Here is a 22,533-nt window from a genome sequence, read left to right on the forward strand (position 1 = left end):
GTCTTTGAGTATTTTCCAAGAGCCTATATTCCAGTGGTTATCTCAGTACGCCTATCAGCCTGAGCTCGTCTATGCGGCCCTCGTGGGTATGATGTTTATGTCGGCGATCGGTTTGCCTTTGCCTGAAGAGGTGACGCTCGTAAGCATCGGTGTCCTTGCTTTTATGGGGGCCAACCCTCATCACTTTCCGCCGCCCTTTGAAGGGGCACCCGTCGTAAATATGCATACAGCCGCCATTATCGCCTCAGTTGCGGTGTTTGGCGCGGATTTCCTCATTTATGCAATAGGTAGGATCTGGGGACGGCGAATGCTTCAGACGCCGTTTATGAAAAAGATTATTTCTCCAGAGATGATGGAGAAAGTGGAGAACTGGACGAAGAAATACGGAGCTTATGCTTGCGGTATCTTCCGTTTCACTCCAGGGATTCGTTTTCCAGGTCACTTAGCATGCGGCATGATGCATTTTCCAATCTGGAAATTTGCTCTGATTGACGGTATTGCCGTAATGATTAGCGTTCCTACGCAGATTTATTTGCTAGCGATTTATGGCGAGCCCATTATCAAGCGTTTGCACCAATTCAAAATGGTTCTCTTCGGTATCATCGGCATTATCCTGATCGCCTTCATCGCGAAGAAGATTAAGAATTACTTCATGAAAGAAGAGCAGCAAAGCTCTCAGTAGAAAATAGAAATAGGGAATAAAAAAAGCCGGTTTTGAGACCGGCTTTTTTGTTTTTGTAGCAAAATTTTACTAAGCTGCGTGGTAGCCGCCGAAGATGTCGTTGTCGTCAACTTCGCAGCAGATGCTCAAGTTAGACGGCTTGAAGCTTGGTTTGTTTTCCAGATCGTGCCAGAAAATCTTATCATAGCCATATTCCAAACCGCAAAGCTCTTCGCGGATCTTGAATAGGACGCCAGCTTCAGAACCCAAGAGCCAGTCTGTTTGTACCATGTACAAAGCTTCTTCAAGCTCAGAGTGATTGAGAGAGTTCAAGAAACTCTTTGGCAATTGCTCGACCAAGAAGAAAGCGTTGTGCGTGTATTGTTCAAAAGCCTTCTGCAGTGGCGACACCAAAAGTTTATCCAAACGCACGTCATCTTTACGACTCGCGAACGGTTGGCTAAGACGTTTAAAGTTCAAGTACAACAAAGCATCGTGAACGACATAATCTGGCTTATGAAGATAATCTGAAATTGCATCCACTTTCACAGCTTCAAAAGTCGCATCATGAGTGTGAGCGTTGTAGTCCAATGCAATGAGAGAACGCAAATGGAAGAGGCAAGAGAAGAGCTGTAATAATTTTTCGTTCAAACCTTTTGAGAAAGTAAGACCAAAATTGTAAATCAATTTTGTGCCAGATTTGTTTTCAAAGTGTGAAATCGCATCATTGATTGCGTAAAGCTCTTTCAGATCAATGCCCCAAGGTTTTTGCGCGTTGGTCAGGATCTCTGAAATAGAATTTTCCAAAGTCTCCATCAGTTTTGCGTCAGCTTTAGGAGCTTGTTCTTTCAATGCATTCACGCGGGCTTGTGTTCTTTGGAAAAGTTCGAAGTGAGGATCCAAAGCGCGCCACGCTTCTGCACAGAAATTGTAATTCAAATTTGGACACATCAATGGGCTTTTCAAGAAGTCATTCATTTTGAAAAGAGACAAGCCTACCAAGGCATCCGCCATGTATTTGAACGGCGTTGTTTGAGTCCATTTGGCATGTTCAGTAGGGTTTTTCCAGAATTCTAAAGCGATAGGTTTCGCGATAGGGCCTTTTTCAACAATGACTTCGTAGCCGAGTTGGATTTTGTCTTTTTTCATCTTCTCTCCGTGAAAACAAATATAAAGCTATAGCTTTTCTCTTATCGGCAGCATCAAAGATTGAATGAGTCCCGAAATGTGGTTAGCTTTTGAACATGACTAAAAACCAGTGGATCGATGCTCATTGCCACCTTGCCGACGAACGCCTAGAAGCCCAGCTTGATAACGTGATCAGCGAGGCTGAAGGGCTAGGTATTCACTTTTTCATGCAGGGCGGAGTGGGACCTGAGGACTGGCAACGACAAAGGGACCTGGCCCAACGTTACCCGGGCAAGATCGGCCTTTGTTTTGGTCTGCACCCGTATTGGGTCGCAGCCCATGACGAGGACCTGTGTGAAATCGCCTTGGATCAGCTGGCGCCGCTTTTACCCCATGCTCTGGGAATCGGCGAGATGGGTTTGGATTTTAGGCCTCATATCATGAAGGACTCGCGCGAGCGCCAAATTGGCGTGTTTGAGCAGCAGTTGGAGCTGGCTGAGGCCGTTCAAAAGCCCATGGTTTTGCACCTGGTACAGGCCCATGAAGAGGCCCTCAGAATCATGGATATCTGGGGCGTTCCGGCAAGCAAGGGGATCGTGCACTCTTTTAATGGCAGCTGGGGCAAAGCTCAGGATTTTCTAAAAAGGGGTTTGTATTTATCTATTGGCGGCCCGGTGGTTTGGGACCAGAATGAAAAACTTCATCAAGTGGTCAAGGACATGCCCCTGGAATTTTTACTTCTTGAGAGTGACTCCCCCGATCAGCCCCCACCTAGGTTCAAACAAAGCTTGAATCAACCGGCCTCTTTATGGGATGTTGCAGGCAAAATCGGCGAGATTCGCGGGATGCCCGCGAGTGAAATATTAGAAATCAGTACCGAGAATTTTAAGAGGCTTTTTCATTATGATGGAAACTAATACTCCAGATCTTCAGAATCCAGTTCAGCCAGAAGAAACCAAATACGTTTTGCACCGTCGTTTTGATCGCATGGGCCGTTTGGTCGGCGATGACGTGATGTTAAAACTTTTTAAATCTCATGTGATGGTTATCGGTATCGGTGGCGTGGGTTCTTGGACTGCGGAGTCGTTGGCTCGTTCTGGTGTCGGTAAAATTACTTTGGTGGACTTCGATGAAGTCTGCATCACCAACGCCAATCGCCAGCTGCACGCTATCCAAGGCATGGTTGGCAAAAAGAAAGCCGAAGTGATGGGCGAACGCCTTCGTAAAATCAATCCACAGATGGTTGTGGAAGTGATTCCGGCTTTCTACAATGCAGAGTCTTCTGAAGACATTCTTTCTCGTAATCCAGACTACATTGTGGACGCGATCGACAACTTGACTGCGAAAGCCCACTTGTTGAACACCTGCCGCGTTCGTAACTTGAAAGTTGTCACGAGTGCAGGAGCTGCGGCTCGTTTGAATCCGCTTCAGATTAAGATGGCGGATTTGGCCGACACTTATGGCGATCCGATGGCTCAGCAGCTTCGTAAAATCCTTCGTCAGAAATATGACTGGCCTTCTAAAGGGGGCTTCGGCATCCAGTGCGTGTTCTCGGATGAAGAACCTATTAATCCGGTTGAACTTCACTATGACAATGGTGAAGGCTTCAAGTGCGTATGCCCACAAAATCAAAACAACCTGCATAGCTGCGAGCATCGCAATGTGATCTGGGGAACTGCAAGTTTCGTAACTGGAGCTTTCGGTTTGAACATCGCATCTTGGATCATCCGTGAGGTCGTGAAGTCATGAGCTTAGCAATTTTCTTCGGCGGCTGCGCCATCGTTATTTTGATTGGAATCGGCACTGTTATTCACGGCTATCGTTATCACTACTTGGAAGACCAAAAGAAAAAAGCCGAACAAGCAGGAAAGTAGTTTTTATGAAGTACGGCTTGCTAGCACTTTTTTTAGTTCTTATCGGCTGTGCGAGTTCGTCTTCTAAAATTCAAAAGGCTTATGGCCAGCCGGTCGTTACTAAATTCTCGAAAAATTGGCGCAGTCATTACTTAGTGGGAACGATTCATCTTCCACTAGATGTCGAAAAAATGTACCCGCAGTTATTACCCATGATTGACGAGAGCTCGGCTTTCGTTTCAGAAATCAATTTCAAAGTGACTGATAGCTTGGTGATGAAGCAAATTGAAAGTCAGAGAAACTACTACGCAAAAGGTGAGGGTAGTTTAAAAAATGATCTGTCGCCAGAGGCCTATGCCTGGGTGTCAGAGCAACTCTCAGACTTTTCAGATAAGACATTTGCGACACTCAAACCTGTTCGTGCTTGGACGTTGATCCAAGAGAAATACAAGGATGCTGTCGAGGACGCGCAGAAAAAATTGGCAGAGCCTGCAGACGAAGCTCCGATCGAAGGTATCTATATTCATAAAGACCGCACCATTTATGATGCTCAATTAGAGGCCTATGCTCGCAGCAAAAACAAAAAAATTGTTGCCCTCGAGACTGGAAAAGAATCTGTTCTGCAAAAGTGCTTTCAACTGCAGGCTATTTTCAGTCTGGAAAATGTGACCTATACGCTAAAAAAGTCGCCAACATCGCAACCGGCAGACGACGCTCTTAAAAAGTACAAATCCTGTCTTCTCGCAGAAAGAAACCGCGAGTGGATTCAGACTCTAAAGCCTCTTCTAGAAAAAGAAGACAAGGTTTTTATCGCGGTCGGAATGGCTCATTTGTACAGCAAGCAAGATAAAGCAAATAGCCTCATAACCCTTCTTGAAGGTGAAGGCTATAAGGTGCAAATCGTCTCTCCAGAGCCAAATCGCTAGGTTTATTCATATTCATTCATAAAAAGCCTGGTAAATTTATCCGTGGCATTGGAATTTGCCACGCTTAATGGCAAAAAATATTGAGTTTTACGAGGGGCCTCAGTAGATATGGGCCCATGAAAACGACGCCTTCTGAAACATCTGATTTTCGCATTTGGCTCCAGCAGCAGTTTACGGACCGCTGCAAACGCAATCCGCGATATTCTCTGCGAGCTTTTGCACAGCTTTTAAAAATGGATGCTTCAAGCCTCTCGCAAATATTTGCAGGTAAAAGAAAAGTCTCTACGAAAGTAATTACCAGCGTTTGCGAAATCTTGGGCAGCAGTCCCGAGCAGCAAGAACTCTTTATCAAAAAAGCAAAATCGAAATTTAAGTACAATGGCACGGCAGATGGGCAAGATTCTTCTTATGAGGTTCTGAGCCAGGATGCGTTTAAAGTAATTTCGGATTGGTATCACTTTGCAATTCTAGAGTTGATCAATGTCGATGGTTTTCAAGGACGTGCAGCTTGGTGTGCAAAGGCTTTGAATATTACTACGGCCGAAGCTCAGATTGCTTTAGAGCGTTTAGAACGCCTTAGCTTGATTCGTCAGGAAGATGGGCAATGGGTGCGTACCAATAAGCTTATTACTAATTTCGCACCCGGAGTGACCTCGGTAGCTCATAAACACATGCAACGCCAGATTCTACAAATGGCACTCGATGCAATTGATACCGTTCATGCCGAAGAAAAAGATATTACCTGTATGACCATGGCGATTGATATCGAGAAAATTCCTCAAGCGCGAAAAATTATCTCTAAATTTCGCCGCGATTTGAGCGCCTACTTAGAAGAGGGTGCGCAAAGCCGTGTGTATCAACTTGCTATTCAACTTTATCCAGTTTCAAAAGAAATTAAATCTTAGGAGTTACGTATGAAAATCAAAACGGTTATTTCCTCTGTGTTAGCGATTCTCTTATCTTCCCAAGTCGTGTTTGCTGCTATCGGTACTGAAAGCGGCGGTGGCGGAGATCCCGATGCTGTGGATTTTCTGCTGAAAGTTCGTGTTGTCGGGGAGTGGGCAAAGTCCGGCAATGCTCCGGTTTCAGATGAAGAGACACGAAGAATTTTTGCAACGGCACGGAATCTGTCTTTGAAAATGGATAAAGCTTCAGAGACTCCGATCGTTATGGTCAAAAGAAACCTTGTTGATGCCAGTGGGGCCGGCAAAGTCGCTCTTTTTGATTTGAAAAAGTTTAAAATCGAAGTGACCCGTTCTAAGTGGAAAAAGCTTTCGGAAGAAGACAAATACATAACGGCAGCCTTGGAACTGTTTGGACTTGCTCAGGTTCAGAATCGTTACGGCTTGGCGGGGGAACTCAAAAAAGTTATCAAAGAAGTGATGGGTTTAAGCGTGGCTGTTGGAGCTACAAAAGAACTTCCCGGGGCGCAGGTGATTTACCTTACTTTGGCGAGCACGTTTCCAGAGTTCGATGAAAGTATCGGTGGTTTTTCTTATGAGATAACTTTGAAGGAACTTTCGTGTTCATCGTCAAATTCACTGGACGGAAATGGTGCACCATTATTGACGACGGAATGTATTGCCACGGATGCTTTAGGAACGCAGTTGGTTCGTCCAGCCACAAATCTTTATTTGACGCTTCTGAACTCGGGAGTACCAGTAGACACTCATAGCGAACCTGGTACGACGTATATCGTACTGACCGGCGTGAACTGCGGAGTGCTTGAGCCAAGATCCACACCAGACAACCCGGTAACTCCGGAATACTTCTGCTCAGTCGGTAATCCGATAGCGAAGTAGGTAATGAAAAGGCAAAAAAAAGCCCTGATGAGAATCAGGGCTTTTTTGCTTTTAAAGGACCTTTTACATTTTGTGAAGTTTTACAGGCGCACTTGCTTTAAGCGGGGTTTCGTCGCCAGTTGGTGATCTTTGGAATCCCATCAAAGTCATAGTTCCATCAGAAGTAAAGTTTTTGCTATGGTCCTTTAGTAGGACGTAACCGCAGCGAAGAGGACACTGCGAGCTGATACTTGTTTGAGGGGCCATTGCGCCATTCCAAGAGATCAAACCAGTATAGTTAAAGAAGATACCATCCAGCTCTTCAGCTGCGATCGTGCAAGAGTAGTTTACGTTGGCATCGGAAAAGTTGATTTTGATAGCCACAATGTGAGCTGTGTCTGTTGGGTGATTCCATTGAAGATCTAAACCGCTAAAGCCGAAATGGCTAGCTGAAACATCGTATGAAATTGGAGTGCTTGAGTCTAAGCGAGTTGCCATTTTATTAGCACAGCTTTGGGCTGAGGCATCAACAAGGTAGGCATTTTGTTGACGCAGTCCCATGGTTAAATCCGTAGAAGCAAAAGCCAGGCTGCCGATCAAAAGATTTGCGAATAAGAATGCGATTCTCATAAAGTTCCTCCTTGAAACTGTTGAAGCCCTAATCGTGTCGAAACTTAGGAGGAAGGGTCAAGACAATCTTGCAAGAAACCGTGGTCGGATGTTCGATTGTGTTCGAAAATATTCGGAGTGAATTTTGGTTTACAAACTTATTTAGTAATTTCCAGAGCTAAAACCAATGCCATCTCGGGAGTTAGAGCCACTTCCGAAAATCGCACTGTTGACAGAGTTTCGCTGATAGTTTTGGGATGAGTTGTTATTGTAAAATGAGAATGAGCTTGGGTTGCTTAAATTGCGAATCGACGAAGGGCTCATTTGGTTTCGCTCAAACGTATCTTGCAGGCCACGGCGTGAAGCCTGAAGTCTGGCAATCAATCTTTGAGTTTCACGAATCGTATCTGCTTGAGTTTCGTTTTGGGTTTGAAGGCTCTCTAAGCGCGCGTTTGCGGATTCCAGTTCAGAGTTCGAAAGCATATTTAAGGATTGGCAGCCGTACTCGGTACGAACAAATCCCTCAAGGCAACCTTCGGATAAATTTCCAAAATGCAAACAACCCGTTAGGCTCATTGCCAGGGGAAGAATCAAGAGCATTTTGAGGTTAGCGAACTGGGTTTTCATCACTAAACTTTTGTGCATCCACTATGCCTAGTTTTTGGTGTTTTAACGAACTTAACGGGGGTTTGAGGCCCGTTCAGATCCTAAAGCCAAGAATTGTCAGTGATGTGGTCGTTGATTCGACGTCTCAAAATAAGACAGGTCCTACCTTGCCTCGAAGACCTTGCGGAGTTAGGATTTCCCCATAGATAAATGGGGGTACGCATGGATCTTTTAAAAGAACTCAATTCCCGCATAAACCTTGGGATTTCCTTGGTGCGCTCCACCGTGTTTACTAGTGAAAAACTGGCGTTACCATTAATTGAAAAATTGGTGACTGGCAAAAATACAGCCCCACATCCACTGCAAGATCCTGAAAATTTCCGTAAAGCGCTCGAAGAAATATATGTGCTGCTTAAAAAAGACAGCGAAAATATAGCTCAGGGGTACTATCCAAAAGAAGTCTTGAAGTCCGAAGGCTTGATGGATCATCTTTTGCGTTTTCCACAGATTCTTTTAGACGGTTACAACATCGCTCGTCGTCGAAAGAAAAAGCACCACAAAGATTTTAACGAAGAAGCACAGTCGTATATGGATGACGTGCCTGAGTACTTCCAGCGTAACTTCCATTTTCAAAGTGGCGGCTATCTTACGAAAAAATCGGCGGAGCTTTACGAACATCAGGTAGAAATTCTCTTTTCGGGGGCTGCCGATGCGATGAGACGCCTGATTATTCCATTGATCAAAACTCATCAACCTAGCAACGGAGATGGTTTGAGGTTTTTGGAATTGGGAGCTGGGACGGGACGGCTGACCAAATTTATGGCCATGTCTTATCCGAAAGCAAAAATTATTGCCTTGGATTTAAGCTATCCATACCTGCAAAAGGCCCGCGAGAACCTGAAAGATTTCCCCCGCGTGGATTTCATGCAAGGTTTGGCAGAGGACCTGTCTTTCCAGAACGAGAGCTTTGACTTTGTTTACTCTTGCTTTCTTTTTCACGAACTGCCGCTGGATATTCGTAAAAAAGTGATCGCGGAAGCGCATCGCCTGCTGAAGCCTGGGGGCTATTTTGGCTTTGTGGACTCGATTCAAAAGGCCGATGCTGAACATTTCGGCTGGGCGCTAGATCGCTTCCCAGTGGATTTCCACGAGCCATTCTTTAAGAGCTACGTCGAAAACGACATGGCGGAGCTCCTCAAAGCCGCTTCCTTTGAGATAGAGAGTGCTGAGAGGGGCTTTTTCTCGAAAGCAGTTCTGGCGCGTAAAGCCTGAAACTTTGGCTTGCCTTGGGGTTCATTTCTGGTATGACTTATGGCTTCAAAAAAAGAGGGCTAAGTTATGAATACCAATGGAGTTATTACCAAGTTTATTGACCATCACTATCGCCATTTCAATGCAGCTGCATTGAAAGACGCAGCGGTTGGCTACAAAAAGCACATCGACAACAAAGGCCAAATGCTTGTGACCCTAGCGGGCGCAATGTCTACAGCTGAGTTGGGCTTGAGCCTTGCTGAAATGATCCGTCAGGGTAAAGTTCACGCGATTTCTTGCACAGGTGCAAACCTTGAAGAAGACGTGTTCAACTTGGTTGCCCATGATCACTACGTGCGTATTCCGAACTACCGTGATTTGACTCCACAAGATGAGCAAAAGCTTTTGGAAAAGCATTTGAACCGCGTGACTGACACGTGCATCCCTGAAGAAGAAGCTATTCGTCGTATCGAGAACGTTGTTCTTGAGTACTGGCAAGATGCTGACAAAAAGGGTGAGTCTTACTTCCCACATGAGTTCATGTACAAAATTCTTCTTTCTGGAAAACTGACGGAATTCTACCAAATCGATCCAAAAAATTCTTGGTTGTTGGCAGCTGCTGAAAAGAACCTTCCAATGGTTGTTCCAGGTTGGGAAGACTCAACTTTGGGTAACATCTTTGCTGGTCACTGTATTAAAGGCGACATCAAGAAATCTACTACTGTAAAAGGTGGTATCGAGTACATGAAGTCTTGGGCTGAGTGGTACATGGGTGCTTCTAAAAAGAATCCAGTAGGCTTCTTCCAAATCGGTGGTGGTATTGCTGGTGACTTCCCAATCTGCGTAGTTCCAATGCTTGAGCAAGATTTGGGTCATGAAGACGTTCCTTTGTGGAGCTACTTCGCACAAATCTCTGACTCTACAACTTCATATGGCTCATACTCTGGTGCAATTCCAAATGAGAAAATCACTTGGGGTAAATTGGCGCCAAGCACACCAAGCTACATCGTTGAATCAGACGCTACTATCGTAGCACCTCTGATCTTCGGCTACGTTTTGGGCTGGTAGTCGCCGCCTGGCGAGGAGGCGTCGGGCCGGAGGCCCAGAGCTGGACTAATCTCAAAAACTCAAGACCCACATCTTTCACGAGATGTGGGTTTTTTTATTTTCAGACATGGGACCTTTTATTGGAGGGGCTTAGTTCTTTCGGCTGCTTGATCTGTTCGACGAGAAGTTTCGATCTCTCCACTCGATGGATCTAGAATAGCGTTCACCTTGGCGACACTGTCGGCTGGAAATCCGGCAAGTTGAGCGTGGCGTTTGACGAGCTCTTCATTGGGTGCAACGTAGACGCAGTAAATTTTGTCGTCAGTCACAAAGCTTTCGAGCCAATTGACCTCTCCGTTGAGTTGATTAAGAACCTCATTAGATTTCTTTGCCATAGCATGCATCTCTTCTTTGGAGCTTTGGCCAACGTTTGGGACTTTTCTTTCAATAATATATTTAGGCATATTTTTCCTCCTGCAAAAAAATATCGTTGAGACTGCTGAAGAAAGCATGTCCAGTTCATTGGAAGTTTTGAGGGCCTAGTAGGGTCCTTTTATATCTTGAACGCGTCGCAGAATGTCGGTGGTGCATTTTGCTCGGCACGCCTCTTGCTTTGCAAGCTCAGCAAAACCAGGGGGTTCAAAATGAAATCATTTATTTTTTTAGTTTTAGCAGGCTGTTGTCTTTTTACTTTTTCGGCTCAAGCCCAGTACACGTGCAACGATCAAAGTTATCTCGAGCAAGAGTTACTAAAACTTAAACGCAATTGCGGATCTTCCGGGGGCGGTCTTTGCGAATCTCGTGGTTATAAAGGAAGTACTGCGGAACGAGCTATCGATGCTTGTGTAAAAAATGGCTATCCAAAAAGTTTTTGCAGCCAAGGTGTCACTTGTGATGGTGTTTCGCTGTGTGATTCTCGTGGTTACAAGGGCTCCACGGTTGAAGATGCTGTTGCTGCTTGTGTAAGTAATGGGTACCCAGAAAGCTTCTGTAACCAAGGCGTTACTTGTGAAGGCTCGCGCCTTTGCGACTCTCGTGGTTATAAAGGTTCAACAGTCGAGTCGGCAGTTGAGGCTTGTGTTAAAAACGGTTATCCGGAAAGTTTCTGTAATCAAGGCGTGAGCTGCAATTAGGCGCTGGCACTGTCGTTGCATTTATTTTGTTTCACATCACTATGGTGACAAAAAGAAACCACAATATTTTTTGAAAGGTCCGTTCATGAAAAAGATTTTGCTAGCATTGATCACTTTTACTTCAATCAACAGCTTTGCATTAGAGCCTAAAGATCCCTTCTACGTATGTAATCGTGTGAACTCGGGGCCATTGAAAACGCGCTGTTTGTCGGCAATTTCTGGTCAATATGTGGATGGTCTTGCGGCTGCGGCTTGTGATCGTATTCAGTCTGCTGAAGGCACCGTGCAGTGTATGGAAGCCATTGTGAACTTGGAGTTCGATTCTCGCGCAGTTGTTAGCTGCGATAGCATTACAGATGCGACAAACACCATTCAATGTCTTCGCCAAGTGGGTCAACCTGTAAGACATGGCGGTGGCGGTGTTCGCCCTCCAACAAATGACTTCCGTATGTGGGCTAAAGAGATGGCTCGCTATGGTTTGCAACAGCTTGATAATGGAAATATCTACGAGGCTCGTCGCGCTCTTGAAGATATCTTGCGTAATTAAGAAGTTTTGCGAAATGTGATAGTAGAAAGCCACCTAAAAGGTGGCTTTTTATTGCCTCTACAGCGCGTCAGGGACCAGGTTCCGCCAAAACATTGGTAAGTCGCGTTTTTACTGTGCTAGGCTTTGTTCTCGATCGGAGAACTTATGGATATCAAAAGCCTTTTGCAGTCCCTAGATCTTAAATCTATCCCTTGTGAGTATTGTGACGTGCGAGTGGAAGAAACTTTCGAAAGTAAAGTCCGCTTCCAAAATCACGAACTCACAACCGCTGTCGAAGAAAGCTCTGTCGGAGCCTTTTTACGCGTTCGCCAGCATGGGCAGTGGTATTTCTCTGCGACAACTGATTTACAAACTTTACCGCAACAACTTTTAGATTTAGCGAACTCTCCAGACATCGGTGGCGGGGAAAAGTGGCATTCAGTTCCAGAAAATAACGGCACTTACGAGAACATGAGCTATGTGAATAACAATCCTTCTCGGATCCCACTTGCAGAGAAAGTGGCGCTGATGGCTTCTTACGATAAGTTGTCTTTGCAAAACCCGGCCGTGAAAAGCAGTCGTATGGTGTATGGAGATCACTATAAAATAAAGACTTATAAGAATTCCTCTGGGACCTTCTTTCAGTTCGATTTTGCTCAATGTGGCGGAAGTCTTGGAATGGACCTAGTCGACGGAGATAAAAAGTTTTCGGACCGTATTCCCATTTATGGTGAAACTTTCGAGCAACTTAAAGGCAGAGATGCTCAGTTAGTGAAGTATATTGGTGAAGCAACTCAGTTTTTACATGCGCCACTTCTTAAGCCCGGGAAATACAGCCTGGCGCTAACACCGCAAGTTGCAGGAGTTTTTGTGCACGAGTCCTTCGGGCATATGTCTGAAGCAGACGCCATGATCGGGGACCCGGTCGCCAAGGAAACTTGGAAGATCGGTAAGAAGGTCGCGGCTGATTTTATTTCTATCGTCGATTCCGGAGACCACAAAGGCGGCTCTGGCTATTGTCCCATCGATGACGAAGGTCAACGAGCACAAAAGAATTATCTAATCAAAAACGGTCTTTTGACAGGACGTCTTCATTCTTACGAAACGGCCTTAGCTATGGATGAGAAACCCACTGGCAATGGTCGTGCGATTACTTTTGAATATGAACCTATTGTTCGTATGACGTCGACCTACATTGAAAATGGCACAATGAATTTGGATGAACTTTACCGCAAAGCTGAAGGCGGAGTTTTGGTTGAAGACTTCCAGTACGGTACTGGGGGCGACCTCTTTACGATTGCTCCAGGCAGAGCTTACTTAATCAAAGATGGAAAGCCTACGACTCCAGTACGTGCGAACGTTATCACAGGCCAAATCTTTGAGACCTTATTAAACATTGAAGCCATCGCCAATGATTTTGATTTGCATCACAGTGCACTTGGGGGTTGTGGGAAAAATCAACAGTCCCCTTTGCCAGTCGCTGATGGTGGTCCGACAATTCTTGTGAAAGACATGCAGGTTAGCTAATGCAACACGATCTTTTAAAAATTCATAAAGACATGACTGCGCTTAAAATTCAGGGAAATAAAATCTCTGGTCTTCAAACGCAGAAGATTCAAAAGTCTGCGGCGCGCGTATTTAAGGGTGGCCAGGTCTATTCGTCGGCCTTTGTTGGTAGCATCGACGATCAAGCCCTTTTAGGAAAAGCTGAGCATGCAGGCAACGTAGGTATTGCATACGATTATGCTCTGCCAAAAACTGCGGGATTCGAAAGCACACACATCGCTAAAGAATCTCGTGGATCGGCGCTCAATCGCTTTAAAGATTTCTTCCATGATTTGCAAAAGCAGTATCCACACCTTTACTGGAGTGGACATGCGAACTTTACGAAATCAACTCGGTATTTTACTAGCAGTTATACCGGAAACTTACATACGTCTGGCGAAACCGTGGAAGCCACTTTGCTATATAAGCAATTCGGCTCTGCAGATTTTGCAGAGGGCTGGATGTTTATTGATGGACCCGATTACGATTTCAACAAATTTTATGCTAAGGCAGAGCCTTTGTTAAAAGCGGTTGGTCAAAAAGCAGCAATTGATTCTAAAAAGATGCCAGTTCTATTGATGGACAACTGGAGTTTTATGGAGCGAATTGCTCAGGATATGAAACCTGAAAAATTCCACGCGGGCAGTACTGCTTTGTCTGGAAAGTTGGGCGAGCAAGTCTTTAACTCCCAAGTGAGTTTTCAAGATGTGAGTCTAAATCCAGCGAAAGGTCGTTTTAGAGGCTTTGATGGGGAAGGGGTTCTGCACACCAACCCAATGGTTTTTGAAAACGGTACGTTCAGCAAAGTTCTTTATGACTTGCGCCAAGCCACAAAAGCCAATACGCAAAGCACTGGAAATGGTCTGCGTAGTTTCAATACGGGCGTAAATTGCGGCGTTCATGAGCTTGTTTTGGCTCCAGGCAAAACACCTGTGTGGGAAATGATCAAATCACTTCCTGAGTGTTTGGTAGTAGCAATGAGTTACGGCGGTACGATCACTGAACAGTGGGAGTATTCTTACCCTGTACAAGTGGGATTCTTATTCCGCCATGGACAGCCAGTAGGCCGAGTTCCATCTGTGAGTGTGAAAGGTCTTTTCAAAGATATCTTAGGCAAAGACCTGATTGCTATTTCCAGTGACAGCTTCTCGGGCTCATTCTCTCCATGTGTGCTCACGCAAATGGAAGTCGTCGGGCACTAGAAAAGTAGGTAACGGAGGCTCTATGGATTTACAACTAAGGTGGCGTTTCCGTCCTCTTCCCATTCAACATCAGCGAATTGTGCAAATGTTCGCGTGCCATTTGCGGTCGTCAAAGTCTGCTGTCTACTAAGCTTTCCTGCTTTGAGGTAACCTGTGTCTGGAAAGACCTCAGTCTTAGAACAGCCAATCACACTTACGGATCCATGCTTAGTACTAAAAGTGACTTCACCATCAGAGCCACACTTTGAACCATGCAGCTTCGCCACAAGCCCAGTTTCGGTGAATTCTGCAAATTCCGCTTCGTACCACTGACCTCGTACCTTCGCTGTCATGTCAGTTATATAATCTAGACTATGCACAGACTTCACAGCGCCAGAGGGCCATACACTCACTTCTTTAATCTTCTTAACTGTACGTAAATTAGCATTTTTAACTTCATCCAAGGTAAAAAACTTACTAAGACTTCCGTCAGCAAAAAACTCAACTTTGATGCCGTTGAACGGGCGCGAGCCCTTGTTCACGAGCTCCCAGGTTTTGCCATCAGGTGTTTTCCAAAAGCCGATGGCCCCGTTTTTACAAGCTAGGATATCGCCATTTGAATTAAACTCAGCCCAACCACACTGCATGGTATAGCCCGCATCAGTGAGTAGCAGTGCCTGGTCTTCATAGAGAGGCCTTTGATGCTCGTCAAACTTGAGAGAATCGCCATTGATGGGAAACCAACGTCCATGCAATTGGACCAAAGGTAATCGTGGGTCAAACGGATCTGTGTAATAGTGGAACTTAATCTTCTCTAAAACACCTTGCTCCGAAATACTCACGGCCCTTACGTCACCTTTGAAAAGTTGAAGATCCAAAGGAACGGAGCCCCCAGCTTCAGCAACACTACGATCCTCATACAGGCGCAAGTAAATTCCATAATCTCCTGTAGTCACTACGGTCGATTTTCCTAAGATCGGTAGAGTCATGGATTTGGCATCAATCAAGACTGTCGATTTCAATAAACCACTTGGGTAAAACTCAACCCGCGGGCCGGACGCGCGTATTTTCGCCTGAAAAACTTGCTTGTCCCACAAAAACTCAAATTGCGTATCGGAGATTGCCCATGCGGAGAGGATATTCTCATCATTCAAGAACATTACCTCGGCCTTGGAAATATCTATAGGTACGCCACCTTGCGCATCCGCTACTTTAAACTGAGTCAGCTGAAGAAGTTCGATGTAACTTTTTAAAGACATCTTTTCATAGGCTTTTGTGCTCATGACGGCATTGAGGTATCTGGTATTAATTGAGTTCGTTTGTCCGACCTCATCAGACGTAGCCTCTCTCAAAATCAGCTCATGCAGAATAAGACCGGCCTTGCTATTGGCATCCATCAAATCCCAAAGATCCTGATTGATGGTGTAGCGACTATCGCCGGGAAACTTGACAGTTTGTTGCACTGCCAGTTGTTCTAATCCACAACCAGCTGGTACAAAGCCACCTCCGGTGTCTGGAATATCAATCAAGTTCGAGCCCTTAATAAATTTGGCCTCTTTCATGAAGGAACTCCACCATTCACGATACATTCTGGCGCGGCTCGGGTTGATCTTTTTCACTCGAGCTAACAAGAGATCCAATTTCTTTTCATAGCTTAATGTAGCTGCCCCAAGATCTAAAACCATCTGTCGTTTTTCTTTTGCCTCGAAATGATCATAGAACTGAACCGAGGTGATTTTGTTTTTTGCATTTCTGCACACCACGGCGTCACCACCGTTACCCACGTCTTTGCCATCAGCTGCAAAGGCCGAAGTGGCTCCTAACAAAAAAGCTAAAATAAAGATCTTGTTCATGTCTCATTCCTTTTTTGATTTTCTTTTTGCCAGTCCAGGGGGAAGAACTGCATGGATAAACAATAGAGTGAATTTTTATTGTCGGTGTCCTGAACGTCTTTGCAGAATCGACGCCGGAATTCCTTCAGAGCTTCTTTGGCTTCCGGCAGTTTGTTGACATCAATACCCATCATCGTACTTGAAAACTCGCGGAACTCCATGGGAACTTCTTCAAGAGCCGCATCTGCTTTTTTAAGAATTTGAAAATGATGGTTTTTCACAGCTCTGGAAGCCATCGTATCGGGTGTCGCCAGATCTCTTTCTGTCTGAACCCATTTTCCCTCTGTGCTTTTCTCTATTAAACCTAGGCGCTGCAATCTTTTTACGGCCGATTTGGCGGCGTCTTTATCGATACCCAGGCGCTTTGCAATCCAACTCAGAGATGGTTGAAAGTCCTTGATCTCGGTCAGCTCCATAACAGCAAAGTGAACCCAGTTGGCGATGGTTTCAAAGGCGTCCATGTTCATCTGTGAAAAAGAGAAACTGGACTGAATCTGTTTTAGTTTTTTCTGGGCCTGTTCGCGGGCCAAAGCACTTCTTGCATGCGATGCTTGTACTAAAAGGACGAATTGTTCCGATTCACGATTTCCGAGATGAAGCTTTTTCGCAATCACAACGGCCGATTGATAGGATAGGCCCTTCTTGTGTCTCAAGATCTCTGACAGCTTCGATGGTGACAGCTGCAAATCTCTGGCATAAGCCCGCATCGAGTAATTCCCATTGCGGGTATGACGACGCTCATACTCAGCTTTAATAATATGACGGTAGTCTGTTCCTACATTGCTCATTGGGAACGTTGTATTCCCTGAAATTAATAAATGGAACTAAATAGGAATCTGACGCGGAACACATCATTCCCCCAAATTCCCCAAGAAGGGAGATAGTGCTTCCTTTGAAGAAAGTGTCTTTTTTTATTTTATCACACGACGATGTCTTGAAAGTACTCTGGCAATTCGGCGCGGGGATACAGGTAATAGTTTTCTAGGTAACTATTGGCAATAAGCAGGTGATCGTCGTTCCCTCGTTAACTTTAGATTGAATCGAGAGGCGACCATCACCTTTTTTAAGTGTTGCGCGTACTTGGTGAAGACCAAGGCCTGTGCCATTAGTTTTACCGAACGTAAACCCTTTTGCGCCAACTTTTCGGAGAGTTTCAGAGGACATTCCTACGCCAGTGTCGCGTACTTCGAGAGTGAGAGTCTGCTCTTTTAAGTTCAAATCTGATTTGATAAAAATTGTGCCCGGATTATTGCCAATGGCCTCAATCGAGTTGTTTAAAATATTCGACAGTGCTCTTGCGAAGTCCGCGGCATCTACTCTGACAAGGGCCTCTGGAAGCGAGTTCAAAAGGCAAATCTGAAGTTGACTATTCTCAACCAAAAGCATTTTTTCTGACAGCACGTTTTCACAAACTTCTTTAAATGAAGTTCGGGCCACTGGGGAGCTCTTGGCTGAGTCCGCTGCGGCCTCCTGTAATGTGAACAGGTTCTTGCTTTTAGCTTTTTGCAGCATGGAGTTAGCGATCTCATTAATTCTCTGTGTAGAGCCTTTTAGCAAGTCACGTTTCTCGTCACTAGCTTCTTGTAAGTGATCACTTAGTAAATTCAGAGCGCTTAATGGAGAGCGAATGTCATGAGCCATCTGAGTAGCTAGGTTAGCAATTTCAGAATGAATCTTATTTTCTATAACCACACGGTCGGCGTTGAACTTAAGGTCACGGATATGGGCACCCAAACCAATCGAGAAGAATGAAACTTCCAAAAGAGATCCTAATAGAATCCCGTTTTCAGTAACAAACGAAGGAGGCAAAACTCCGGCATCTTTTAGGCCATAGAGCGAAGCCCCGATAATATAAAACAAAATCGCTGGAAGATAATACGGCGCAAATTTCGATTTCTTGACCAGTCCTACGATGCCAGCAGGGACAAAGATAAGGGGCAAGCATGAAGTAGCAATACCGACTAGTCGGATCACTGTGTTTCCATAAGACACGATCGAGAAGATGGCGAGAAATGCTGAAAATACAGAGAATCCTTTTAGGAGCCAGTCTATTTTTATGGCGCTTTCCTTGGTATTCAAGGAAACCCGCGTAAACTGACTTAAACTAAAAAACATAAACGCTACGAAGAACAAAGTACTGACTTTGTTCCAATGTGGCAGATCTGGCCATAAATACTTATAGGCGATCCCGTGCAGTGACATCTGGGCAACAACAACTGACAAGATATAAAAAAAATATCGGCTGAATAACCGACCACCGAACGACATAAAAATAAAAAGGCTATAAGCCAAAATGAATAAAATGATTCCGTAATAGACACCAAAAAAGAGGAATTTCTTTTGAGTATGGTGGAGCATCTCGATGTCAGAATAAATCTCAAAAGGAAATTGCATCGAACCAGTGGTTTTTAGCTCAATAGCCAAAGTGATGCTCTCATTTGTAGGAACGTGAATCGGAAAAAGGTATTCACTATCAGCAACGACGCGCTCGCTGAATGGGACAAGTTTACCGGATTTAGCTTCAAACAGTTTTTTACCGCTTTTGTCGAAGCCTACAATCAAGATATTTTGCATCGAGGGATAGCCAAATCGCAAAATGTAATCTTGGACGTCATTGGAGTTAGAAAGTGTTAAGAGTACTAGCGCCCATTGGGAGTTATAACCAGATAGTTCACGGGCGCTGACGGGGGTTGGCAGTTTCTGATGAAGCTCTTCAAGATTTGTTACTTCAGTCAGGTTAAATTGCGGTTTAAAAAACTGAGACTTCGTTAATACCGCGTCGGATGCCATAAAGGATCCTTGTAAAGGTAATTCCGCAGCCGAAGCGCTCATTGAAAATATGAAGATAGATAGAAGAAGTAAATAAACTACTTTCATAAAGCTCCATGGATTGCATCGATAAACGAGGTTACTTCCGATGGCAATGGGCAGGTTTTTCCCGTCGAGTAATTAACGCTGACAAAAACTATATTGGCGGAAAAAGCTTTGTATCCAGAACGTTTCATTTCATGGGTTAGCGTTAGCATTTTTGAGCTGTGACTATGAATCGTGATAGCGACTTCAATAGGGCCAGCCGTCAATGGAAGTGAGTACTCAGCATCGATTTTAGCCACAACTAGAGCGATGTCTTTATTTTTTAATGAGGCATAGTCTGCATAATGCGTCTGCAGGAGCTGCTCACGCACCTTTTCACAAATAACAAAATAGTGTGGATGATGAACATATCCAACGGGATCCAACTCGTTAAGTTCAATTGTGTATGAAAGAGTTTTCATCAAGGTCTCACATAAGGGATAAGTTCAGGAGGCAGTGGCTGCGAGGTTGCTCTTTCAAATTGCTGACGGTTCAAGAGATAAAAAACGCCAGTTCCAGTTAGTACGGGTTTCTGCTTTTCGTTTAGAAGTTCGAATCTCACAAGTACAAAAGATCCTAGGCGAAAGTAGATTTGAGACCGACCCGTGATTTTTTCTGACACCTTTGCAGGACGTTGCCACTCTAGTTCTGCCTTGAGGCTCATCGCAAATTTATTGAGACTGCCAAGCACGTTGTTGGCCATCAATTCATCTGCCAGCGTTGCTAAAATGCCGCCATGGATGATATTAGCAAATCCTTGGAAGTTGGTATGCGTGTTGGTCCACTCGCAACGACAAGTGTTGTTTTCTTCGACGAAGAATTCTGCCTTTAAACCCCAAGGATTATTTTTGGAGTTTACGAAGCCATTGTGGGCATCGCTATTTTGCAATGGAAATGTCACAGGTGAAATTTCCACGGAGTTTTTGATACGCGTGCGTTTCATTTTTTGTTTCAATATAAAAGTGAAAAGCTGAAGCAGGCCAAAAAGAGCGGTAATCATTGAGGACCCATCTTTCGTAGCTCGATCAAGTAGTTCGCAATGGTGCGATTCCAGCCTTTTTGAGCTATTTTGAGGTATTGAATAAACTGTACTTTTTCTGGCGATTGGATATCAGCGAGTTTGCCTAGCCAGAAATCAATGGTGCGTGCGTAGCTTGACGAATGCTCTAGCAGGCTCACCATTTGGAAACCTTTTTGCGGAACGGTTTCTAAGAATTCTGGCAATGCTAAAATTTCAGCAAAACCAAAAACTTCTTTTTGAACAAAGCTAGTTTCACTACGGAAAGCATGCTTCGTGAATAAATCCTTAGTGATGAAAAACGTGTCTTCAATAATGACACGGCCGCCTGGCTTTAAGAGACTATAGAGTTTCTCTAACTGGTTTTCTTTTTGGGTCATATGGCAGAACGAACCAATGAAGTAAATGATGTCGAATGAGTTTGGCGCTAAAGAATCCGCCGTCTCAAAACAACCCTCATGAATAATCGCATCAGGCTGAATTTGTGTTTGGATGTAGGTATTTTGCACAAGTGATGGATTGATAGCGGTGTAAGTGAAATCTTTTTTCACTTCTGAAAGACGTTTAATAAACGATCCCCAGCCAGGTCCAACTTCAAGAATAGCAGGGTTGGTAGAGCCTTGAAGGAAACTGACATGCTTATTGAGCATGTTTAGGATGCCCTCCTCGAGGGTTTCATTCTGGTGATAGAGCCCGCTTGTGTATTTCATGTAGGGATCAAGGAATGCTTGGAAGAACTCAGCGCTAATATCATAATGCTTGTTGGTTTCAGCCATAGACCCTCCAGCTACACGTCTCGTAAACATAGAGGGTTTATAACTCAGGGCGTTAAAATAGTCACTGGGGAGTCCCCAGGTTGAAGAATTTCTAAGGGATACGAAGGCTCTGGAAATGAGTCCGTGTAAAAAGTCCCTAGTAGCCCCAGTTTGAATATACGGGCGGAAAATGGGTTATTTAATCACGCGCACAATCTCTTGAAAGTAGTCCGGCATTTCTGTGCGCGGATACCAGGCAAGAGCTAGAGGATCTTTCAGCGTTTTTCCCTGATTGAGCTTGATCAGCTTTTTCTTTTCAATGAGTGGCTCGGCAATTTGTTGTTCTAAAAGACCGAAGCCTACGCCCGCACACAATAACGTTGAAAGCGCCAAGTTCTCGTTGGCAAAAAGACGGGGACGCTTCAGGTATTTCAATAAATTGAAGGTCTTTAGATAATTCAAGCTCGTGTGATCATCGGCATGAAATGCAAAGAGTCTTTCGTTTTCAAGAATGTCTTTAAGATCGCGGTCTTTCCAGCTCGGATGTCCCAGCAAGCAATACTCATCTGGCTTTACCACTTTACTATCAAGTTCCAACGGTACTTGGTGTGGATAGAGAACTACTATATCTGCTTTTCCGGTTTTGATCAGATCCAGACGGTTTTCACTGTCATCAATAATGAACTGCAAATTCAATCGCGGCCATTTCTTAAAAATATCGCGGCACTGAGGCACCACTCGACCTGAGATAAAACTTGTGGGACCCGCAATCCGCAGCTCCACATCGGTTTCAATACCGCCTTTGTGAAGTTCCGCGAAGGTTTTGCCCTCAAGCTCTTTAGCTCCGAGGCAGTACTTCAGAAGGGCGTGTCCTTCCGTTGTTAGAGCCATACCTTTGCGACTACGGATAAAAAGAGTTACGCCAAGTTCGCTTTCCAGGCTGCGAATACGCTGAGTGACAGCGGTTTGGACGATACCAAGGGACTCTGCGGCCCCCATGACAGTGGTTTTATCGACGACGGCTAAAAAGGCTTTAAGTGGGGGACTTAGTAAACTCATTTAAAGTGATGGATATATCAAAAACATCAATTATTCAAATGATAAAGAATCGAGCATAAATCAAAGACAAGAAGGAGACCCCCAATGAAAACATTCCAAATTATCGGCCTGGTTCTGTTACTTAGTATTTCGGCTTCCGCCCACGTTCATCACGCAAAACACAATATGATCTTCTTTGGCGAGAACGAATTTTATGCTTCTCACTTGGTCTATAAAAGTCCTCACAACTATCAAGTGCTCGTAAAGCTGCAACTGGATGTAAACACGAAAGCTGTGTACGCCAAGGTAAAGAAAGAGTTCCCGAAGGACCTTTTTATATTTTTGCTCGATACTATGGATATCAAAGAGATCGAATCTCAGGAAGTGTTGACAGGAAAAATTCTGAGAGAAGACGAAAGTGGACAAAGAATAGACCTTGCGACCGGTCTTACGTTTAATAAAACCCAATTCAAGATTTTATTTTTTAACGAGCTGCCTCTGTCACTAGAGGCTACTCCAAAACCATAAAAGGAGACCCCATGACAAAAGCCAAAGTTATTGCCCACGACCTGATGAGATTCGATTTTAAAGGAGCTTACGAAAAGATTTTCTGTAAATGCGAATGCTGGAGGGATGGTCGCCGCTTGCATTAAAATTAAAGCCCTGGCCTCTGCCAAGAACTTGTTTTATGAATGACTTGCGGAGGCCAAATGTGTTCGACAAGTGACGT

At 44.6% G+C, this 22,533-nt stretch carries 25 protein-coding genes; 14 read left to right on the forward strand and 11 right to left on the reverse strand.

The window, feature by feature from the left end; all coding sequences use genetic code 11:
• The first annotated feature begins 4 nt into the window (after positions 1-4).
• Positions 5-682, forward strand: coding sequence for a DedA family protein (locus ACLWBB_RS07765; RefSeq protein WP_413291052.1), 678 nt, complete (start codon positions 5-7; stop codon positions 680-682).
• A 69-nt stretch (positions 683-751) separates the two neighbouring features.
• Here the strand turns inward: ACLWBB_RS07765 and ACLWBB_RS07770 are convergent, their stop codons facing one another.
• Entirely contained in the window at positions 752-1,810 is a 1,059-nt protein-coding gene (locus ACLWBB_RS07770; RefSeq protein ID WP_413291053.1) for a hypothetical protein, read from the reverse strand.
• 95 nt (positions 1,811-1,905) lie between these two features.
• Here ACLWBB_RS07770 and ACLWBB_RS07775 point away from each other — a divergent pair, with 95 nt between their 5' ends.
• The 6 genes from ACLWBB_RS07775 to ACLWBB_RS07800 all read left to right on the forward strand — a co-directional run bounded on the left by ACLWBB_RS07775 (position 1,906) and on the right by ACLWBB_RS07800 (position 6,370).
• A complete protein-coding gene (locus ACLWBB_RS07775; RefSeq protein ID WP_413291594.1) occupies positions 1,906-2,706 on the forward strand; it encodes a TatD family hydrolase in 801 nt (266 codons plus the stop codon).
• Positions 2,693-3,538, forward strand: coding sequence for a ThiF family adenylyltransferase (locus ACLWBB_RS07780; protein ID WP_413291054.1), 846 nt, complete (start codon positions 2,693-2,695; stop codon positions 3,536-3,538). The genes ACLWBB_RS07775 and ACLWBB_RS07780 overlap by 14 nt, the downstream gene beginning before the upstream one ends.
• Positions 3,535-3,663, forward strand: coding sequence for a hypothetical protein (locus ACLWBB_RS07785; RefSeq protein WP_413291055.1), 129 nt, complete (start codon positions 3,535-3,537; stop codon positions 3,661-3,663). The genes ACLWBB_RS07780 and ACLWBB_RS07785 overlap by 4 nt, the downstream gene beginning before the upstream one ends.
• Before the next feature lie 5 nt (positions 3,664-3,668).
• A complete protein-coding gene (locus tag ACLWBB_RS07790) occupies positions 3,669-4,568 on the forward strand; it encodes a TraB/GumN family protein (protein ID WP_413291056.1) in 900 nt (299 codons plus the stop codon).
• A 116-nt stretch (positions 4,569-4,684) separates the two neighbouring features.
• Positions 4,685-5,473 (forward strand): TIGR02147 family protein, encoded by a 789-nt coding sequence (locus ACLWBB_RS07795; protein ID WP_413291057.1) that lies wholly within the window; start codon positions 4,685-4,687, stop codon positions 5,471-5,473.
• 9 nt (positions 5,474-5,482) lie between these two features.
• Positions 5,483-6,370 carry a hypothetical protein gene (locus ACLWBB_RS07800; protein ID WP_413291058.1) on the forward strand — a complete coding sequence of 296 codons (888 nt, stop codon included), beginning with the start codon at positions 5,483-5,485 and terminating at the stop codon, positions 6,368-6,370.
• Positions 6,371-6,433: 63 nt separating this feature from the next.
• Here ACLWBB_RS07800 and ACLWBB_RS07805 read toward each other — a convergent pair whose 3' ends face one another.
• Entirely contained in the window at positions 6,434-6,979 is a 546-nt protein-coding gene (locus ACLWBB_RS07805; RefSeq protein WP_413291059.1) for a hypothetical protein, read from the reverse strand.
• Between the two features lie 141 nt (positions 6,980-7,120).
• A complete protein-coding gene (locus ACLWBB_RS07810; protein WP_413291060.1) occupies positions 7,121-7,558 on the reverse strand; it encodes a hypothetical protein in 438 nt (145 codons plus the stop codon).
• A gap of 228 nt (positions 7,559-7,786) precedes the next feature.
• Between ACLWBB_RS07810 and ACLWBB_RS07815 the strand changes: the two genes are divergently transcribed.
• Positions 7,787-8,836: a class I SAM-dependent methyltransferase gene (locus ACLWBB_RS07815; protein ID WP_413291061.1), complete on the forward strand. Its 1,050-nt coding sequence runs from the start codon at positions 7,787-7,789 to the stop codon at positions 8,834-8,836.
• A gap of 66 nt (positions 8,837-8,902) precedes the next feature.
• Positions 8,903-9,883, forward strand: a complete 981-nt coding sequence (locus ACLWBB_RS07820) for a deoxyhypusine synthase family protein (protein WP_413291062.1) — start codon at positions 8,903-8,905, stop codon at positions 9,881-9,883.
• Positions 9,884-9,999: 116 nt separating this feature from the next.
• On the opposite strand, the gene ACLWBB_RS07825 is transcribed toward ACLWBB_RS07820, so the two are convergent.
• Positions 10,000-10,326 carry a DUF4242 domain-containing protein gene (locus tag ACLWBB_RS07825; RefSeq protein WP_413291063.1) on the reverse strand — a complete coding sequence of 109 codons (327 nt, stop codon included), beginning with the start codon at positions 10,324-10,326 and terminating at the stop codon, positions 10,000-10,002.
• A 180-nt stretch (positions 10,327-10,506) separates the two neighbouring features.
• Between ACLWBB_RS07825 and ACLWBB_RS07830 the strand changes: the two genes are divergently transcribed.
• The 4 genes from ACLWBB_RS07830 (at position 10,507) to ACLWBB_RS07845 (ending at position 14,268) form a co-directional block, all read left to right on the forward strand.
• Entirely contained in the window at positions 10,507-10,995 is a 489-nt protein-coding gene (locus tag ACLWBB_RS07830) for a hypothetical protein (protein WP_413291064.1), read from the forward strand.
• An 85-nt stretch (positions 10,996-11,080) separates the two neighbouring features.
• Positions 11,081-11,542 carry a hypothetical protein gene (locus ACLWBB_RS07835; RefSeq protein ID WP_413291065.1) on the forward strand — a complete coding sequence of 154 codons (462 nt, stop codon included), beginning with the start codon at positions 11,081-11,083 and terminating at the stop codon, positions 11,540-11,542.
• Between the two features lie 144 nt (positions 11,543-11,686).
• Positions 11,687-13,048 carry a TldD/PmbA family protein gene (locus ACLWBB_RS07840; RefSeq protein ID WP_413291066.1) on the forward strand — a complete coding sequence of 454 codons (1,362 nt, stop codon included), beginning with the start codon at positions 11,687-11,689 and terminating at the stop codon, positions 13,046-13,048.
• Positions 13,048-14,268, forward strand: coding sequence for a metallopeptidase TldD-related protein (locus ACLWBB_RS07845; RefSeq protein ID WP_413291067.1), 1,221 nt, complete (start codon positions 13,048-13,050; stop codon positions 14,266-14,268). The genes ACLWBB_RS07840 and ACLWBB_RS07845 overlap by 1 nt, the downstream gene beginning before the upstream one ends.
• Before the next feature lie 20 nt (positions 14,269-14,288).
• Here ACLWBB_RS07845 and ACLWBB_RS07850 read toward each other — a convergent pair whose 3' ends face one another.
• From ACLWBB_RS07850 to ACLWBB_RS07880, 7 genes are all read right to left on the reverse strand, one after another.
• Positions 14,289-16,100 carry a hypothetical protein gene (locus ACLWBB_RS07850; protein ID WP_413291068.1) on the reverse strand — a complete coding sequence of 604 codons (1,812 nt, stop codon included), beginning with the start codon at positions 16,098-16,100 and terminating at the stop codon, positions 14,289-14,291.
• Positions 16,097-16,927, reverse strand: coding sequence for a DUF4423 domain-containing protein (locus ACLWBB_RS07855; RefSeq protein ID WP_413291069.1), 831 nt, complete (start codon positions 16,925-16,927; stop codon positions 16,097-16,099). Before ACLWBB_RS07855 ends, ACLWBB_RS07850 begins: the two co-directional genes overlap by 4 nt.
• 193 nt (positions 16,928-17,120) lie before the next feature.
• On the reverse strand, positions 17,121-18,929 hold the full coding sequence (locus ACLWBB_RS07860; RefSeq protein WP_413291070.1) for a sensor histidine kinase: 1,809 nt from the start codon (positions 18,927-18,929) through the stop codon (positions 17,121-17,123).
• 83 nt (positions 18,930-19,012) lie between these two features.
• Entirely contained in the window at positions 19,013-19,414 is a 402-nt protein-coding gene (locus tag ACLWBB_RS07865) for an acyl-CoA thioesterase (protein WP_413291071.1), read from the reverse strand.
• Positions 19,414-19,935, reverse strand: coding sequence for a PaaI family thioesterase (locus ACLWBB_RS07870; RefSeq protein WP_413291072.1), 522 nt, complete (start codon positions 19,933-19,935; stop codon positions 19,414-19,416). The genes ACLWBB_RS07865 and ACLWBB_RS07870 overlap by 1 nt, the downstream gene beginning before the upstream one ends.
• Before the next feature lie 53 nt (positions 19,936-19,988).
• Complete coding sequence (locus ACLWBB_RS07875) at positions 19,989-20,786, reverse strand: SAM-dependent methyltransferase (RefSeq protein WP_413291073.1); 798 nt, start codon at positions 20,784-20,786, stop codon at positions 19,989-19,991.
• A 174-nt stretch (positions 20,787-20,960) separates the two neighbouring features.
• Positions 20,961-21,824: a LysR family transcriptional regulator gene (locus ACLWBB_RS07880; protein ID WP_413291074.1), complete on the reverse strand. Its 864-nt coding sequence runs from the start codon at positions 21,822-21,824 to the stop codon at positions 20,961-20,963.
• A gap of 84 nt (positions 21,825-21,908) precedes the next feature.
• On the opposite strand from ACLWBB_RS07880, the gene ACLWBB_RS07885 reads away from it, so the two are divergent.
• Positions 21,909-22,331 carry a hypothetical protein gene (locus ACLWBB_RS07885; protein ID WP_413291075.1) on the forward strand — a complete coding sequence of 141 codons (423 nt, stop codon included), beginning with the start codon at positions 21,909-21,911 and terminating at the stop codon, positions 22,329-22,331.
• Positions 22,332-22,533: the final 202 nt, after the last annotated feature.

It is taken from the genome of Bdellovibrio sp. HCB337, from assembly GCF_047302465.1.
Classification (GTDB): domain Bacteria; phylum Bdellovibrionota; class Bdellovibrionia; order Bdellovibrionales; family Bdellovibrionaceae; genus JACMRP01.